The 17,444-nt window shown below is 49.7% G+C and carries 18 protein-coding genes; 13 read left to right on the forward strand and 5 right to left on the reverse strand.

Annotated elements, in window-relative coordinates:
• Positions 1-168 precede the first annotated feature (168 nt).
• From QMD03_05925 to QMD03_05945, 5 genes are all read left to right on the forward strand, one after another.
• Positions 169-345: a hypothetical protein gene (locus tag QMD03_05925; GenBank protein MDI6776765.1), complete on the forward strand. Its 177-nt coding sequence runs from the start codon at positions 169-171 to the stop codon at positions 343-345.
• Between the two features lie 220 nt (positions 346-565).
• On the forward strand, positions 566-946 hold the full coding sequence (locus tag QMD03_05930) for a YtxH domain-containing protein (GenBank protein MDI6776766.1): 381 nt from the start codon (positions 566-568) through the stop codon (positions 944-946).
• Entirely contained in the window at positions 900-1,403 is a 504-nt protein-coding gene (locus QMD03_05935) for a hypothetical protein (protein MDI6776767.1), read from the forward strand. Before QMD03_05930 ends, QMD03_05935 begins: the two co-directional genes overlap by 47 nt.
• A gap of 53 nt (positions 1,404-1,456) precedes the next feature.
• Positions 1,457-1,936: a YajD family HNH nuclease gene (locus QMD03_05940; GenBank protein MDI6776768.1), complete on the forward strand. Its 480-nt coding sequence runs from the start codon at positions 1,457-1,459 to the stop codon at positions 1,934-1,936.
• A 19-nt stretch (positions 1,937-1,955) separates the two neighbouring features.
• Complete coding sequence (locus QMD03_05945; GenBank protein ID MDI6776769.1) at positions 1,956-3,905, forward strand: acetoacetate--CoA ligase; 1,950 nt, start codon at positions 1,956-1,958, stop codon at positions 3,903-3,905.
• A gap of 87 nt (positions 3,906-3,992) precedes the next feature.
• Here QMD03_05945 and QMD03_05950 read toward each other — a convergent pair whose 3' ends face one another.
• The 4 genes from QMD03_05950 to queD all read right to left on the reverse strand — a co-directional run bounded on the left by QMD03_05950 (position 3,993) and on the right by queD (position 7,586).
• Positions 3,993-4,193: a cytoplasmic protein gene (locus QMD03_05950; GenBank protein MDI6776770.1), complete on the reverse strand. Its 201-nt coding sequence runs from the start codon at positions 4,191-4,193 to the stop codon at positions 3,993-3,995.
• Positions 4,194-4,322: 129 nt separating this feature from the next.
• Entirely contained in the window at positions 4,323-6,395 is a 2,073-nt protein-coding gene (locus tag QMD03_05955) for an NAD(+) synthase (GenBank protein MDI6776771.1), read from the reverse strand.
• On the reverse strand, positions 6,392-7,159 hold the full coding sequence (gene folE2, locus QMD03_05960; GenBank protein MDI6776772.1) for a GTP cyclohydrolase FolE2: 768 nt from the start codon (positions 7,157-7,159) through the stop codon (positions 6,392-6,394). Before folE2 ends, QMD03_05955 begins: the two co-directional genes overlap by 4 nt.
• Positions 7,160-7,211: 52 nt before the next feature.
• Positions 7,212-7,586 carry a 6-carboxytetrahydropterin synthase QueD gene (gene queD, locus QMD03_05965; GenBank protein ID MDI6776773.1) on the reverse strand — a complete coding sequence of 125 codons (375 nt, stop codon included), beginning with the start codon at positions 7,584-7,586 and terminating at the stop codon, positions 7,212-7,214.
• Between the two features lie 758 nt (positions 7,587-8,344).
• Here queD and mce point away from each other — a divergent pair.
• The 8 genes from mce (at position 8,345) to QMD03_06005 (ending at position 16,206) form a co-directional block, all read left to right on the forward strand.
• Positions 8,345-8,773 carry a methylmalonyl-CoA epimerase gene (gene mce, locus QMD03_05970; protein ID MDI6776774.1) on the forward strand — a complete coding sequence of 143 codons (429 nt, stop codon included), beginning with the start codon at positions 8,345-8,347 and terminating at the stop codon, positions 8,771-8,773.
• 68 nt (positions 8,774-8,841) lie between these two features.
• On the forward strand, positions 8,842-10,047 hold the full coding sequence (locus tag QMD03_05975; GenBank protein MDI6776775.1) for an acyl-CoA dehydrogenase family protein: 1,206 nt from the start codon (positions 8,842-8,844) through the stop codon (positions 10,045-10,047).
• 12 nt (positions 10,048-10,059) lie between these two features.
• Positions 10,060-10,872: an electron transfer flavoprotein subunit beta/FixA family protein gene (locus QMD03_05980; protein ID MDI6776776.1), complete on the forward strand. Its 813-nt coding sequence runs from the start codon at positions 10,060-10,062 to the stop codon at positions 10,870-10,872.
• Between the two features lie 17 nt (positions 10,873-10,889).
• A complete protein-coding gene (locus tag QMD03_05985) occupies positions 10,890-11,885 on the forward strand; it encodes an electron transfer flavoprotein subunit alpha/FixB family protein (GenBank protein MDI6776777.1) in 996 nt (331 codons plus the stop codon).
• Between the two features lie 170 nt (positions 11,886-12,055).
• Entirely contained in the window at positions 12,056-12,772 is a 717-nt protein-coding gene (locus tag QMD03_05990) for a metal-dependent hydrolase (GenBank protein ID MDI6776778.1), read from the forward strand.
• A 58-nt stretch (positions 12,773-12,830) separates the two neighbouring features.
• On the forward strand, positions 12,831-14,387 hold the full coding sequence (locus QMD03_05995) for a long-chain fatty acid--CoA ligase (GenBank protein ID MDI6776779.1): 1,557 nt from the start codon (positions 12,831-12,833) through the stop codon (positions 14,385-14,387).
• 72 nt (positions 14,388-14,459) lie between these two features.
• Positions 14,460-14,768: a hypothetical protein gene (locus QMD03_06000; protein ID MDI6776780.1), complete on the forward strand. Its 309-nt coding sequence runs from the start codon at positions 14,460-14,462 to the stop codon at positions 14,766-14,768.
• Between the two features lie 91 nt (positions 14,769-14,859).
• A complete protein-coding gene (locus tag QMD03_06005; protein ID MDI6776781.1) occupies positions 14,860-16,206 on the forward strand; it encodes an MmgE/PrpD family protein in 1,347 nt (448 codons plus the stop codon).
• A 30-nt stretch (positions 16,207-16,236) separates the two neighbouring features.
• On the opposite strand, the gene QMD03_06010 is transcribed toward QMD03_06005, so the two are convergent.
• A complete protein-coding gene (locus tag QMD03_06010; GenBank protein ID MDI6776782.1) occupies positions 16,237-17,412 on the reverse strand; it encodes a CaiB/BaiF CoA-transferase family protein in 1,176 nt (391 codons plus the stop codon).
• Between the last annotated feature and the right edge of the window lie 32 nt (positions 17,413-17,444).

The following is a 17,444-nucleotide window of genomic DNA, read 5'->3' on the forward strand; positions in this document are numbered from 1 at the left end:
AAACCGGACAGATTGTGTGCTACAAACCGGACATATCACGTGTTACTAACATAATGATAAATTTATCTTGACAAGGTGAAAAAAAAGCGTATCGTTTCTTCTCAATGCTGGATGATAAATACATCATCCCCCAGAGAGAAGAATCTTTGAAAGGAGGTGGAAGTGTTTATGAAAAAGATTTTTGCTGTTATTTTTTCTCTGCTTTTCTTTGTCGCCTTATCGTTTGCAGTAGTTGGCTGCAAAAAGCAAGAAGAGCAAAAACCGGAAGAAGCTGTAACTGAAGCACCGGCGCCAATGCTGGCACCGGCTCCGGCTCCTGAGGCTCCGGCTCCAACAGCACCGTAATATCAAAAGAACTGTAGAAGAAAAAACTGACCGAGCATTCGAGACCTTGAGTGCTCGGTTTAGTTTTTTTACCAACGGATACCAAGCATCTTGGTCCTTGAAATTGCGAATTATTTATGTTAAAAGTAACTACTCAGGTAGATAGGCTGTTAGAATACTTCAGCCTTCGGTCTTCAGCCCAAGTAATGGTACACCAAAACGAACTTAAGGAGGCAATATTATGTCCAGCAGAAGCGGCGATTTTATCAAGGGTTTGCTAATAGGTGGATTGGTTGGCGCTATTGCAGGTATCCTCTATGCTCCTAAGAGCGGAAAGGAAACACGCGAGGATATCGGCAGAAAAGCCGAGGAGATAATGGCAAAGACAAAAGAGGAATATGAGCGGGCGCTGGAAAGGAGTAAAAAGGCCTACGAAACAGCCGCCAAGCACGCAAAGGAGTTGCAGCTATCGGCAAAAGAAAAGGTGGAAAAAATAGGAACTAAGGCGAGCGAACTTGCTGAACGTGGGAAAGAATCGTTTCAGGATAGCAAAGGTCGGCTAAAGAAGGCGGTTGATGCCGGAATGGAAGCCTTTAAAGAGGAGAAAGAAAAGATGTCATAGAAACTTGAGGGAAAACGAAAGGGGAAGTCCTATGGGCCTGGAGACCGGTTTAGTTATTTTAAATGTAGTATTTCTTATTATTGCTGCCTTTTCTATTCCTTTTCTTTTTCAACTCTGGCGAATGGCAAAGAACATTGCCCTAACCCTCCAAACGCTTAATCGTAGTTTACCCGGCATCCTGCAAAATCTGGAAGAGATTACATCAAATATCGTCAGTGCCACGGACACGGTAAACAGTCACATTGAAGGTCTGTCATCCGCCATCAAAAAGATTCAGAGTATACTGGATCTCGTCGGAAATTTGGAGACCGTGATAAGGCTCCCTTTTTTCAAGACATTGGTGACTCTATCTGCCGTTCTAAAAGGTGCGTGGGCTTTCCTGAATGTTTTTCGTTCTGCCCCCAGAGAGGATAGACGTAACAGTTCAAGGGGATCAGGTCTCAGAGGTCAGGAGTAGGGAAAGAACAACTGATCGCTGAAAACTGTCAACCGACAACTGAGGTAAGAGGTGTGCCGAGGGTAACATACGGGAATAAATGGGGACGGGTCCGTACCCACACCGTGGCCGCAAGGCCCAAGACAACGAGATCAGTGGAGGATGTGGTACGGGAAATCAAGAAAGGGCAACATGACCTGCGAGGGGAAGATTACCGGGAACGGGCGCTGAATCTTTATGGTTTGATATGTGCCCGCTGCGGCAGGGAATTTGACGAAGCCCGTCGGCATTTGCTGACAGTTCACCATAAAGATGGCAACCATCACAACAATCCACCGGACGGGAGCAACTGGGAAAACCTCTGTGCCTACTGCCATGAGGATGTTCATAGCCGATCTCTCCTCGGAGATTATCTGGAAGGGGCGTCCGGGGCAGATGAATGTAGTCCCGTGTATGAAGATGAAAGAAAAGAAACGACTACATCTGGTCTGGGAGTTTTAGGAGAGAAATTGAAAAAAGCTATGGAAAAGAAAAAAACCCACGATGATCATTGACCGTTGCAGGAGATTGTAAATGTCGAGGCTATTATGGAGGCCTTCGGAGAAGCGCAGCAAGAGCAGCAATATGTATCGCTTCATGTTATTTATCAATGAGAGATACAAGCAAAATTTCAACGACTATAATGGTCTCTATGGGTGGTCAATTGATAATATCCCTGATTTCTGGGCTTCCATGTGGGATTTTGCGCAGATCAAGGCCTCCAGGGGCTACGATCAGGTTATTGACAATCCGGCCCGGATGCCCGGGGCAAAGTGGTTTTCCGGAGCCCGCCTCAATTTTGCCGAGAATCTACTCCGTGTAAGGGATGATTCTGTGGCCCTTATCGGGAAGGGGGAGGATCATGATCCGGTAAGGATGACATACGGAAAACTTTACGATGAAGTGGCAAGGGTAGCCAGAGGCTTGAGAGAGATCGGAGTCAAGGCCGGGGACCGCGTAGCCTGTTTCATGCCCAACATACCGGAGACGGTTGTGGCCATGCTTGCCGCAACGAGCCTGGGGGCTGTCTGGTCTTCCTGTTCCCCTGATTTCGGGATCAAGGGTGTCCTCGATCGTTTCGGCCAGATTAAGCCAAGGGTCCTCTTTGTTGCCAACGGCTATTTCTTCAAAGGTAAGAGCTTTGATTCCCTCGGGCGCATCGCCAGTATTGTTAAAGAACTCCCCTCCATCGAGAAGGTCGTCGTCGTTCCGTATACAGAAAAAGAACCCGATATCAGCAATCTACCCAATGCCGTCCATTATCAGGATTTCAAATCATCGTCGGATAATCTTGTCTTTGAGCAGTTGCCCTTTGACCATCCCCTCTACATCATGTTTACCTCCGGTACCACGGGCCTTCCCAAGTGCATGGCGCAGGGCACCGGCGGTATCCTGATCAACCATTTAAAGGAATTGCTGCTCCATACGAATCTGAAACGGGAGGACACCATCTTTTACTTTACCACCTGTGGCTGGATGATGTGGAACTGGGTGGTGAGTGCCCTTGCCGTGGGTGCCAGGGTGGTTCTCTTCGACGGCAGTCCCTTCTACCCCAACCCCGGCGCCCTCTGGAAGATGGCCCAGGACGAAAAGATAACGATCTTCGGCACCAGCGCAGGTTATATCGCCGCCCTGATGAATGAAGGTGTAAAACCCGGTAAAGAGTATGACCTGTCGCCTCTGACAACTATCCTTTCCACGGGGTCTCCCCTTTCCGAAGAGGGCTTTGCCTATATCTACAGAGAAGTAAAACAGGATGTTCAGTTGTCATCTATATCAGGTGGATCGGATATTAACGGTTGTTTTGCCCTCGGCAACCCCATGGGGCCGGTCTACTCTGGGGAATTGCAGTGCAGGGGTCTGGGGATGAAAGTGGAGGCGTGGAACGAAGTGGGGAAACCGGTAATCAATCAACAGGGGGAACTCGTCTGTACCGCCCCCTCTCCCTCCATGCCCCTCTATTTCTGGGATGACCCGGATAACAAGAAGTACCTGGCCGCCTATTTTGAGATGTACCCCGGCATCTGGAGGCATGGGGACTATGTCCTCATCAATGAAAGGGGTGGTGTGGTGATTTACGGCCGCTCGGATGCTACCCTGAATCCCGGCGGGGTTCGTATCGGTACCGCCGAGATCTACCGGCAGGTGGAAAACATGGAGGAGGTACAGGACAGCATTGTGGTGGGACAGAACTGGAAAAACGATGTCCGCATCGTCCTCTTTGTCCAGATGGCAGAAGGCTTTGATTTGACGGAAGAAATCAAGGACAAAATCAGAGGGCGGATCAGGACGGGTGCATCTCCCAGACACGTACCGGCAAAGATCATTGCCGTACCGGAGATACCCTATACCCTCAATATGAAAAAGGTGGAACTCTCGGTGAAAAAGACAATCGAGGGTAAGGCCGTGCAAAACAGGGATGCCCTCAAGAATCCCGAAGCGCTTGATTACTATGTGGACTTGAAAGAACTGCAGGAAGACTGAATTGTCGTATGTCGTACGTCATACGTCATGTACGTCATACGTCATATGTCCTCGAATTTATGACTTATGACTTACGACTCCTGATCCTTACTTTATGATCACCCTCAGATTGTCCTGCTGGGAAACCATTTTGTCTCCCACCGACGTTCCGCAGAAGGCACACATGTAGTCGTATTTATCGCCATTGGACAGGATGAGGAGGAGTCTCTTTCTTACCGGGACAGCCCTTCTGCACTTCGGGCAGAAAAGTTCTGTGGCGTCAAAATCTCTATAAGTTTCCCCTCTCATGGTTATTATCTATCCATCTTATGACTTACGACATAAAACATCAGTCTTACGTCATACGTCCTCAAATTTTTGACTTTTGACTTTCGACTTACGACTTACGACTTACGACTTATGACTTACGACTGATGACTATACTTCCGGTATCTCCTCTGCATTTTCCAGCCAGACCGTGGCCTCGCTATCACTCGGGGCCCTGTAATCACCTCGCGGTGAGAGGGAACCTCCCGAGCCGACCTTCGGACCGTTGGGAACGCAAGAACGCTTGTACTGGCTGAGTTTAAAGAAACGAAGGAGATAAATCTTAAGCCAGCGCTTGATCTCTCCGATGGTGTATTCATGTCTTTTCTCTTCCGGCACATCCGGCCAGAGGCCACGGGTCTTATCTCCCCACGTACAGTAGGCCATAAAGGCAATCTTGGTGGGAAGATAGCCAAAACGCGTGGTATAGAAATTGTTGAAGTCCTGCAACTCATAGGGGCCGATGACCGCTTCGGTCTTCTGAGCGGGCTGGTCACCATCTCTTCCCGGGATCAACTCCGGGCTGATCTCCGTGGCGAGGATGTCGAGGAGAATCCCGGACGTCTCCGGCGAAAATTGCCCCGATTTAGCGACCCACCGGATCAGATGCTGGATCAGTGTCTTGGGTACGCTAACATTGACGTTGTAGTGGGACATGTGGTCACCAACGCCATAGGTACACCAGCCGAGGGCCAGTTCGCTTAAGTCTCCGGTGCCGACGACGAGGGCACTTCTCATATTGGCAATCCGGAACAGGTGAGAGGTGCGTTCTCCCGCCTGGACATTTTCGAAGGTAACATCATAGAGTTTTTCACCTGCCGCATAGGGGTGACCGATATCTTTGAGCATCTGCATGCAAGCCGGCCTGATGTCGAGTTCATTGGCCTCCACACCGAGGGTCTCCATCAATCTCCGGGCATTGGTGTAGGTTTTGTCTGTCGTCGCGAAACCGGGCATGGTGTAGGCCTTCACGTTGGCCCTCGGTAGATTCAGGAGGTCCATCGCCCGGGTGGCAACGATAAGGGCCTGTGTGGAGTCCAGTCCTCCTGAGATACCGAGTACCACGTTTGGTATGCCGGATGATTTCAACCTCTGGGTCAGTCCCTGGACCTGGATATTGTAAGCCTCGTAGCAACGCTGGTCCCTTCTGGTGGGATCTACGGGAACATAGGGAAAACGGGGGCGTTCTCGGGTGAGCAGTAGCCGTTCTTCAGGAAGATCAACGGAAAACGAAACTCTCCGAAAGCCCAGCAGCCTCTCCCTGTGGGTGCGGGCATTCTGGCCAAAGCTGGTCAGACGCATCCTGTCCTGGGCAAGACGATCCAGGTCCACGTCCGCATAGATCACCTGGGGTTTCTGCAGGAATCGCTCCGATTCTGCAAGGAGGTTGCCGTTTTCGTAGATCATGGCATGACCATCCCAAGCCAGATCAGTAGTGGATTCGCCCGGACCGGCGGCGGCATAGAGGTATGCCGATAAGCAGCGGGCAGACTGGTTGGCAACTAAGCTGTGACGATACTCTGACTTTCCCACGGTAATATTGGATGCAGAAAGGTTCCCGATGATCGTTGCCCCCGCCAGAGCGGCAAAACTCGAAGGGGGGATGGGCGCCCAGGCATCTTCGCAGATCTCGATAAAAAACCGGAAATTTTTTATATTCCCCACAGCAAAGATGATGTCAGTGCCGAAGGGAATGCCCTCCTGTCCGCAAAGAGCAACCGTTTTTGACAGGGCCTCTTCGGCAGGGCTGAACTGACGTCCCTCATAGAATTCACGGTAGTTGGGGAGATAGGTTTTGACGGCAACACCGAGGATACGGCCCCGGTAGAGAACGATACCGCAATTGAAGAGGCGGCAGTCAACCTGTAACGGTGCGCCGATGACCAGGATCAGATTTAGTTCCCTGGTCGCCCTGACTATATGGTCAAGGGCATCGAGGACACCTGTAAGAAGGGCGTCCTGGTGAAACAGATCTTCGTTGGAATAGGCCGAGATCCCCATCTCCGGAAAGAGGGCAAGGATGGCATGGTCGGCGGCAGCCTCCCCGGCCAGTCTCAACGTAGCTGCGGCATTAAAAGACGTATCCGCTACCTTCACCTCGGGGATGCAGACGGCCACCCTGATGAATCCGTGATGGTAGAGATTAAAGAATTGTTCTGTCTCGGTTGCTTCCGTTTTACTCATTCTTTCTCTACATAGGCATAAGCGCTGTGGTTGTGGATACTCTCAAAATTCTCCGCCTCCACACTGTACCAGGTAAAATTACCATCCCCCTTCAACTTTTCCGCCACATTTCTTACCACATCCTCCACAAACATGGGATTTTCGTATCCCTTTTCCGTGACATATTTCTCATCCACCCTTTTTAAAAGGGAATAGACCTCGCCACTTGCCGAATCTTCCACCAGCTTGATAAGATCCTCTATCCAGAAAAACTTTTTGAATCTCACCTTTACCGTTACCATGCTTCGTTGGTTATGAGCACCACAGTTGCTGATCTCCCGGGAACAAGGGCAAACGGTAGTGACCGGCACCACCACTCCGATCATAAGATCGGTCTTGCTCTCGTGATTCTTTCCCCAGAATGAACACCGATACTCCATAAGACTTTTGGCCTCCGACACGGGGGCGGTTTTCTCAACGAAGTAGGGAAATTCAATCTCCATGTGCGCCGATTCCGCTCGTAGTTTCTCTCTCACCCTCTCCAGGATGATATGGAAGGTCTTGATATTGATCTGTCCCCGTGTCTCGTTTAAGATTTCCACAAACCGACTCATGTGCGTCCCCTTGAAGTGATGGGGAAGATTAACATACATATTGATCGTGGCGTTTACCGGTTGCGTGCCCTGTACACGGTCAAGGACAACGACGGGATATTTGATCCCCTTAACGCCAACCTTTGTGATGGCGATGTTTCTCTCATCCTTCTCGTTTTGAATATCAATCATTTACCATCATCTCAGCAAAAGTTGAAAACCTATTTTTTTCTTCTCCTTATTATCACTTCTCACTGGCGTAAGAGACCCTTGCATCTTCCGATTCCCACACGGTCACCCGTGACACCCTGATTTCCTGAAGATGTACCTTTTCCGCGATTCTGTCGTAGATAAATCTTGCAATATTTTCCGCTGAGGGGTTCAGATCCTTAAAATACGGGATGTCATTGAGATATTTGTGATCGAGCATTTCCAGTATCTCCTCGGTCCACCTCTTTAATACCCGGAAGTCTATCGCCAGACCTTGCCGGTTCAGTTCCGGGGCGGTTACAGAGACCTCAACGACAAAGTTATGTCCATGGAGTTCCTCACATCTGCCACCGATTTCCTTCAGGGTGTGAGCCGCAGAAAACGATTTTTTTATCGTTACTTCATACATGGAAACTTAAATCCTCTGTAAGCATTCAGCTATCAGCCTTCAGTTTTCAGCGAAAACAGAAAGATACCAGGGGAAGTTCACAACTTCTAAGACAAGCTTTCTCGTACCTAAGATTTTGTTTTGACTTGTCTTACTGATCGCTGACGGCTGAACGCTTGTACCAATATAATGATGTCTTGAATAATTATCAAGTCATTTATCATAAAAGACAGAAGGGAATCGTCAAAGCAAGGGGAAAATGGGAATCTTTAGCCTCCCACAGGTCATCCCGTAATCGAGGAATAACTACTACCCAACTTCTTGTCCCCAAAAATGCTTGACATAAAGATAATTGCCATGTTACGATTATACCAATAGATGTACCGTATCCCATATTTTAGAAATTGCATGAGGATATTTGTGCCCTTGCCGAAGCTGTGGAATTAACCGCATTAAGCCTGAAAAATAAAATCCCTGATTAGTGAATGTAATGAGACCTTTGAAAATTGACTTCACAAGGGCTCAAAATCTTTTGACGATTATGCATCATTTAGTTTCGCTGTTAGGGCAAAACTCAGGCTTCGCCTTCAAACAGTCGCCCTGGCGGGCGCTTCGCTGCGATGGCATGGCACCCGAAAAAATCTTTGATTCGCCCGGAACGTCGCCAATTTTCAGTTTTTCAAAGCTCTCGTAATGTAATAAGTGTCAGGATGTCAATGTCAGCAATAGGTGATAACATTATAAAAAAATCAGTGCGATAATAAGGAGGAGGTGAAGAAGTGAAAATCGGGAGGATAGAGCATTTGGGTATTGCCATAAAGGATATAGAGAAAGGTATCTCTCTTTACAGGGATGTACTCGGCCTTACGGCGACACCCATCACCAGGAAAGAAGAGATGGGAGCGGCAATGGCCTTTGTGGAGATTGGGGAAAGTTCGTTTGAGTTGATGTCGCCCATGGAAGAGCCGCCTGCGGGAACTGTGGGGGATATTATGCGTAAGTTTATCGATAAGACCGGGGAAGGAATACATCACGTAGCTGTGGCCGTGGATAATATCGAGGCGGCGTTAAAGGAACTGGAGCAAAAGGGTATCGCGCTGATTGATAAGGCGCCACGTCCCGGCGCCCATGGGAAGATAGCATTTATCCATCCTAAATCTACCTATGGGATATTGATTGAGTTGTGTGAACCTTACCACCATCATTAAAGCCTCGTTTTGTCGCTCCCCGTACGGGACGTGGATTGAAACCAAAATAACAATGGGAGGTGTAAGAAATGCCATTCGAAGTGACCCATGAGCAGGAGATAGCGCGGAAGATAGCCCAGGAATTTGCCGAACGTGAGATTATCCCTTACAGGGATAGGCTGAGAGAAGAGGATGAGGATTTTTTGCAGCAATTAAATAAGAAAGAGGCAGAAGCAGGTTTCCATCTTGCCTTGGTCCCCCGACAGGAGGGGGGAACAGGTCTGGGGTATGTAGGAAACGCGATAGTGACTGAAGAGTTGTTTGCTGCGTACCCTATCATGTATGCATCCATGTGTCGAGGGTTTGCCTATGTATTTGCCAAGGCCACCGGGGGAGAAGTAAAAGAGAAATGGATGCCGCGGTTCCTTAAAGGTGAGGCACAGGCTTCCCCGTTTATTAATGAAGCCCAGGGTGGTTCTGATGTACTGAATTACACTACCACGGCCCGCAAAGAGGGTGACCACTGGGTCATAAATGGGAGGAAATGCTTCATCGGCGCAGGTCACAGGGCTGACTTCGGCATGGTGCTGGCGAAAACCGGTGACCCGAAGGATCCGGCCACACGGGGGATACGTTCGCTCTCCGCCTTTATCGTGGAGAAGGATATGCCCGGGTATAAGGTGGAACGTGTGGAAGAATCAATGGCGGGGCGTGACTCCGCATCAATCAGATTTGATAACGTCAGGGTCCCTGAGAGTTATTTAGTGCCGCCGGGAGTTGGCCATGGGCTGACACCTGTGTTCATGGCGGTCTGGGATGTGGGGAGGCTGGGTATCTCTGCCGGTCTTACGGGATGTATCCTGGGCTGTTGTCGCTGTTCGGTGAGATTTGCCAAGGAAAGGGTTCTCTTCGGCAAGCCAATCTATAATTTACAGGCTATCAGGCATCGTATTGCCGAGATGTACGTTGACTTAGCAGCAGCACGTTCTCTAACCTACCGGTGTGCCTGGTTGCGGGATAAGGGATTGGGTTCCAGGCTTGAGCAGTCGGCGGCCAAGTACTTTGCCACCCAGGCCGCAGTGAGAGCCTCCCTCCATGCCGTCCATATCCATGGTGGTGCTGGCGATATGGTGGAGTATATGCCCCAGGCATATTATAGAATGGCACCCCTTTTGATCGCTGCTGGGGGCACCGATGAAATTATGAAGGATACCGTTGGTGAGGCGGCGGTCAGTGGAGCTAATCCCGTTATGGGAGCCAGAGGAGCTGAAGAAAGCGGATTTTACATTATGTAAAGGGGGAGACAGATGAAGCCAATAAATTCTGTTGTATGTATGAAACCGGTTCCAGATCAGAGATTTTGGGATAAAGTCAGTCTTGACAAGAAGACTAAAACCCTTCGCCGTGCCGGGATTCCCATTGCCCTGGGTCCATTGGATAAAAATGCCTTGGAAGAGGCCCTGCGTATCAGAGAGGCGAGAGGTGGAAAGGTAACGGCGATAAGCATGGGGCCTCCTGGCACCGAGGAAATCCTGGAGTGGGCGATAGTTCTTGGCGCTGATGAGGCGGTTCTTCTCAGTGATCCGGCTTTTGCCGGAGCAGATACCCTGGCTACCGCTTATGCCCTTGCCTGGGGGATAAAGAAGTTAGGAGGCGCCGACATTGTCTTCTTAGGAAACGAAAGTCTGGATGGAAGCACCGGGCAGGTCGGCCCTCAGGTGGCTGAGTTTCTGAACATGCCGCATGTTACCCATGTAAGCAGGATTGAGTTAGTTGACGATGATACCTTAAGGGCCAGGTTCCACATTGAGTATGGTTTTATAGATGTGGAAGTAAAGAAGCCTGTGGTGCTTGCCGTGGAGAAGGGAATAAATGAGCCGCGTTGTCCCACTTTATGGGGGACAGTATGGCTCCGGGAGAGGAAAATAAGCCGCTGGTCGGCGGACGAGATTGGAGTGGATAAAACAAAAATAGGACTTTCCGGCTCCCCCACGCAGGTATCCGATGTGACCACGATTGAGTTGAAGCGGAAAGGTGAGATATTGAAGGGGGAACCTTCCGATGTTGCCAGACAGTTGGTACAAAAGCTGCGGGCTGAGAATGTACTACCCAAAGGATAAGGCAGAGGAGGCATGGAATGAAAGAGCATAAAGGTGTTTGGGTTTTTGCCGAGCAGAGGGGTGGGAAGTTAAGTGATGTCGGTCTGGAATTACTGGGAATTGGCCGAAAGATAGCCGATAAGCAGCAGGAAGGACTGGCGGCCGTACTCATGGGGCATAAGGTTAAACCTTTAGTTGATGAATTAGGAGAGTATGGGGCAGATAGAGTTTACCTTGCCGATAATCCTCTCCTCGAAGTTTATCGTAGCGATGCCTATGGTAGGCTGATGCAGGAGATGATCCAGCAATATAAACCTAATATACTTATTATGGGTGCGACAAGCATAGGGGCTGATCTGGCTCCCCGTGTGGCAGCCAAGGTTAACACGGGTTTGTCGGCTCATTGTGTTGGTTTTGATGTTGATGATAAGGGGCAGTTTGTGGGTCAGGTGCCGGGGTTTGGCGGTGCTGTTATGGCTTCGGTGATCTGTCCCAACCACTATCCCCAGATGGCCACTGCCCGGCCGGGCTTTTTCGAGAAGTTAGAGAGGCAGAAAGGTAGAAAGACGGAAGCGGTGAATGTGGACGTGAAGTTCAAGGAAGAGGATCTCAGCATAAAGGTGGTAGGGACCTTCAGGGAAGAGGTAAAAACCCGTCCTCTCGAGTCCGCTGATGTTGTTGTGGCCGGTGGATATGGAGTTGGCGGTAAGGAAAATTGGAAGTTAGTGGAAGAACTTGCCGAGGTACTCGGAGGGGGTGTTGGCGCCACGAGACCGCCTTGCGATGAAGGTTGGGCTGATCTGGAGGGACAGATGATCGGTCAGAGTGGTAAAACGGTGCGTCCCAGCCTTTACATCGGGGTGGGCATATCGGGTGCTATGCATCACCTGGTGGGAATAAAAGATACCAAGGTTGTCGTGGCGATCAATAAAGACCCCAATGCGCCTATCTTCCAGGCTGCCGATTACGGTATCGTGGGCGATCTATGCCAGATTATCCCCCGTTTGGTAGAGGCAATGCGGGTATCGTTTTGATTATGTTGCCTGAAAAGGCGTAGAGGTTTAAGGTTATTGGGAATAGACTGTCGTGAATACTCATGAAACATTTATGTCTTAAAGAGACACAAAGGACAATGAAAATCCCCTCACCCCCCTTTGGAAAAGGGGGGCTGGGGGGATTTCAGGTGAAAAAGGAGGACGACGTTATGGCAGCCGTGAAAGTTAAATCTCTTGGACATGCAGGCTTTCAGATCACCTCTGAAAAGGGGAAGATAATAATTGTAGATCCGTGGCTGACAGGAAATCCCCTTGCTCCCTGTAAACCTGAAGAGATTGTAAAGGCCGACTTTGTTTTGGTGACTCATGACCACTTCGACCACGTGGCAGATGCGGCGAGTATTGTTAAAGCCACCGGCGCTGTCCTGATCGGCGCTCCGGAGACGGTGGGGAGGCTGAAACAGGAGGCACAGATACCGGAGGCGCAAATCGTTTATGGCATGGGGATGAATATCGGTGGTACCGTAAAGTTCGATGACATTGCGGTAACAATGACCCAGGCCTTCCATTCTTCACAGACGGCATCTCCCGTAGGGTATATCATTAAACTCGAAAACGGTTATACCATCTATCATGCCGGGGACACAGGGATATTCTCTTCGATGAAAATTTTAGGGGAGCTCTATAAAATTGATCTGGCCCTTCTCCCCATAGGTAGTGTCTTTACCATGGACCCGGCACAGGCGGCGATGGCAGCAAAGCTTCTGGGAACAGGGAAGGTTATTCCCATGCATTACAAGACATTTCCCATTTTAGAACAGGATACTTCTTCCTTCCAACAGATAATGAAGAAGGAACTGCCGGCTGTTGGGGTTGTAACCGTTGAACCGGGTCAGGAAATTTCAGTCGTAAGTCATAAGTCATAAGTCGTACGTCATAAGATATAAGACATAGGACATAGGACATAAAAAGGAGGTTTTTTTCATGCACTGGAATATCGGTTACATACTAAAGAAGAGGGCTAAGTTGTCGTGCAATAAGCCGGCATTGATTTACGAAGATACACCGATCACGTATGGGAAGCTGAACGAGGGAACCAATCGGGCAGCCCATTATTTGCAGAAATTGGGTCTCAAGAAAGGGGACAGGGTCTGTGTATTCCTTTTGAATTGTCCTGAGTTCCTCCATCTGTACTTTGCGGCGGCAAAGCTCGGTCTCATCTTTGTCCCCCTTAATTTCCGCCTAGTGGGACCTGAGCTTGAATATCAGCTCAACAACTGTGGTGCCCGAATGCTTGCCTTCCACGACGCACTCATGAGATACGTTGAACCTATCCGGAACAGGGTGATGGTAGAAAAGGATAAGTTCCTCTGGGTAAAGAGTCTTACCCCCGGTTGTCCTAACTGTCCGGAATGGGCGGCCCCTTATGATGAGGTGATGAAAAACTATCCCGCCGATGAGCCGGAACCGGAGGAACCGGTAAACATGGATGATCCTTTGGCCATCATTTACACCTCCGGTGTTACCGGCGATCCGAAGGGCGCTCTCGTTTCCCACAGTCAGACTTATTTTAAGAACTTTCAAATCATGTTCTATACTGATATGAGAGAGGACGATATCTTCCTCGCCCAGTTACCGCTGTTCCATTCCGGGGGTCTCTTTGTCAGCTTTACTCCCGGCCTGTGCCGGGGGGTAACGATGATCATGAGGCAGGGGTTTGATCCGGGGCAGTTTGCCGTAGATATTGGAAAATACAGGGCTACTGTGGTCCTTGCCCTTACCACGATGTGGCGATTTGTCCTGGAGACAGGGAAACTGAACGAGGTTGATACCAGCAGTGTCAGGGCTGTCCTTGGCGGAGGGGAGAGGACGCCACAGGTCCTGTTTGATGAACTGGCGAAGAGAGGACTTAGAATGCAACAGGGTTTCGGTCAGACGGAAAACTCGGCCATGATGTTCCTGCCTAAGGAAGATATAAAAAGGAAACAGGGATCTATCGGTCTGCCGGGCTTTTTCACAGAGATCTGGATAGAAGACGAGAAGGGGAGGAAGCTGCCTCCGCGTGAGATCGGTGAGATAGTGGCGAGGGGTCCCAATGTCATGATGGGTTACTGGAATATGCCGGAAAAGACTGCCGAGACGATAGTAAATGGTGTGCTGCATACAGGAGATCTTGGCTACACGGATGAAGATGGTTATTTTTACATTGTGGACAGGGCGAAAGATATGTACAGGAGCGGTGGAGAGAATGTCTATCCTGCCGAAATAGAGAAGGTCCTGTCCGAGCACCCGAAGATTAGCAACGTTTCTATTATCGGTGTGCCTGATGAAAGGTGGGGTGAGACCGGCAAGGCATTTGTTGTACCCAAGGAAGGTCAGAGTCTCACCCCGGAAGAGGTTATCGCCTTTCTCAAGGATAAAGTGGCAAAGTACAAATACCCGACCCAGTTTGAGTTCCTGGAATCCCTGCCGATGACCGCTTCCGGGAAGATAGCAAAGGTAGAATTGAAGAAGAGATATGGTGTTCGCTTGGACAAGTAGTCCTGGTAAATGGGATGATGGTCCTGTGGCCCCAGGAGGGATTTCAACCTTTTTTCTTTAAGGAGGCAACTTATGTTAAAGTTAATAGGGGCTCTTGTTTCTGGTTTTTTCCTTTTCAACGCGATACCTCATCTGGTTCAGGGGATATGCGGCAAGCGCCATATGACACCCTTCAGTCCCCAGTCGGCTGCGGTGGTAAATGTCATCTGGGGATGGATCAATATCATCGTCGGGGTGTACATCGGGTCAGTCTCCTGGCCGGAGGAGGGATGTAACTTACTGTGGTGGGGGATCTTCGCCTTGGGGGGCCTGATGGTCTCCCTTTACCTTGCCGTTTTCTGGTCCAATCCGGATGCCAGGTTGCCCTGGCATAAGAAGTAGCGGCTGTAGCGGTATAGCGGATGATGTACCGAAAAAGTTTAGGGGCAGGTTTGAAACCTGCCCCTGATTTTCAAAAGGAAGGAGAGGTGCCATGGAGGACAAATCCATAGGAATGACGAGAAGACTGGCAAAATTTATCGTGGACACAAATGCCCCGGAGATCCCGGCCCTGGCTTACGAACATTCTAAGATAGCCTTAATGGATTGGTTTGGGGTCACGATGGCGGGTAAAGAAGAGCCTTTGGTAACCAAGCTGCTTAAATATGCCGATCTTATGGGGGGAAAAGAACAGGCGACTATCTTGGGCTACGGGATAAAGAAGAGCGTGGCCCAGGCGGCGCTCGTTAATGGAGCGGCATCGCATGCCCTGGACTATGACGATAGCTTGCTATCCTTCCTCGGGCACCCTTCGGTTACCCTCTTTCCAGGGCTGCTTGCCCTCAGTGAATGGAAGGGGAAAAGTGGAGCCGATTTCCTTTCGGCCTACCTCATCGGCCTCAAGGTTGGGGTTACTGTTGCCTCCTGTGCCGGGCCCGAGCATTATGCGACAGGATGGCATGCCACCTCCACCATAGGGCACCTGGCCGCCGCCGCGGCATGCTCCCGCATCTTAGGGCTTGACGAACAACAAACAGTTTATGCCCTGGGGATCGCGGGAACGCAGGCTTCGGGCTTAAAGAGGGTATTCGGCACCATGTGCAAACCCTTCCATGCCGGCAGGGCGTCGGAGGTCGGGGTGATGGCTTCCCTGTTAGCCGGTGATGGTTTTACCTCTGCCGAAGATATCCTTGAGGGACCCGGTGGATTTTTTGCGGCCATGAAGGGAGCGGTAAATGAGAACGTACTTTCGACACTCGGAAAGACATGGGAAGTGGAGAATCTGGCTCAGAAGTACCATGCCTCCTGTCATGGCACACACTCACCGATCGAAGCCGCATTGTCAATTTTTAAGAAAGAGGGTTTATCTATCCCGGATATTAAATCAATAACAGTTCATGTGAACCAACTGATGCTCAGTGCGGCCCATATGACAGATGCGAATACGGGTCTTGAAGGCAAGTTTTGCATTCCTTACTGTGTGGCCAATGCCCTCCTGCGGGGAAACACAGGGATGCAGGCCTTTACAGATGATAAGGTGGCCGATCCGGAAGTGAAGGCGCTGATGAAGAAGATATCCTTACAGTGCGATTCACAAATCCCGGCGGTATCGGCCGAGGCCAGGGTGGAAATAGAGACAACGGCGGGCAGGAAATATTCCGCCCTTTCCGATGTCATGAAAGATGTCCCGGAGCTTGAGGTAAAAAGGGTCAAGATAAAAAGCAAATGTGCCGACCTCTGTGTTCCCGTTCTTGGTGACCAGAAAACGAAAAGGCTGGAGGAGACTATTCTCTCGCTGGAAAAGATGGAAAACATGACGGCCTTCATCGCACTTTTATGAGGACAATACGGAAGACATTCATAGGGGGGATCAGATAACCCCCTTTTCTCTCATTTCTTCAATATCCTGACTCTTATACCCCAGACCACTGAGAATTTCTTCTGTATGCTGGCCTAAGACAGGCGAAGGGGTTCTTATCGTTGCCGGTGTTTCGGAAAACTTGAAGGGGAAACCGACCGTTAATATTTCTCCCTCTACGGGATGCTCCGACTTCAGAAGCATCTTCCGATGCTTGACGTGGGGATCAGCAATCATATCTTCTATATCATTAACCGGGGCATAACATGTATCCTTTCCCTCCAGGAGATCAAGCCATTCTTTCCTTGTCCTGGTGAGAAAGACCTTATTGAGTTCATCCATAGCCTTTTTCTGCTTTTCTCCCGTAGCATACTGGTACGCAGAGAGATCCTCCCGACCAATGAGTTTTAAAAGATTGAGCCAGAACTTATCCTCGATGTTGCCCAGAGAGATGAACTTCCCATCTTTTGTCTTAAACACGTTATAGCAGGGGGTCTCTCCCGCTATGCCGAGTATCTCTGAACCTTGGGGTTGTTGACTGGCGATATAGTTGGCAATATTGACCATATTGTAAGATACCATACAGTCAGTCATGGATAGCTCTATATACTGACCTTTCCCCGTTTTGTTACGGGAGATGATGCCTGCCAAAATGGAAAAGGCGGAAAATATTCCGATGCTCATATCGGCAATGGGAATCCCGGGAATGACAGGGGCTCCTGTATGCCGCCCCGTGGCTTCCAGAATACCGGCCACACTAATGTAGTTCATATCATGCCCCGGTCTATTACTGTATGGTCCGTCCTGGCCGTAACCTGTGGAGGAGCAGAAGATAAGTCTGGGGTTTATCTCTTTGAGGTTTTCATAACCCACCCCCAGTTTCTTCATCACCCCGGGCCGAAAACTCTCGAAAAGGACGTCATATTCTTTAACCAGCTTGCGCAGTATTTCCTTAGCCTTTTCATCCTTTAAGTTTAAGGTCATACTCTTTTTGTTGCGATTGGCCATTAAGAATACGGCATTTTCCTTCTTCAACTTGGGAGGCAGCCATCTCATGTAGTCCCCTATACCGGGCTCCTCTATCTTCAGGACTTCCGCCCCCAGATCGGCCAGCATCAAGGTGCAGTAATTAAAGGGCAGCAATCTGGAGAGGTCCAGGATCTTTATCCCTTCTAAGGCAGGAGTCATTTTCGATTCTCTGAAATTTCATGGAGAGAGCT

The organism is Syntrophales bacterium (assembly GCA_030018935.1).
Lineage (GTDB): Bacteria > Desulfobacterota > Syntrophia > Syntrophales > CG2-30-49-12 > CG2-30-49-12.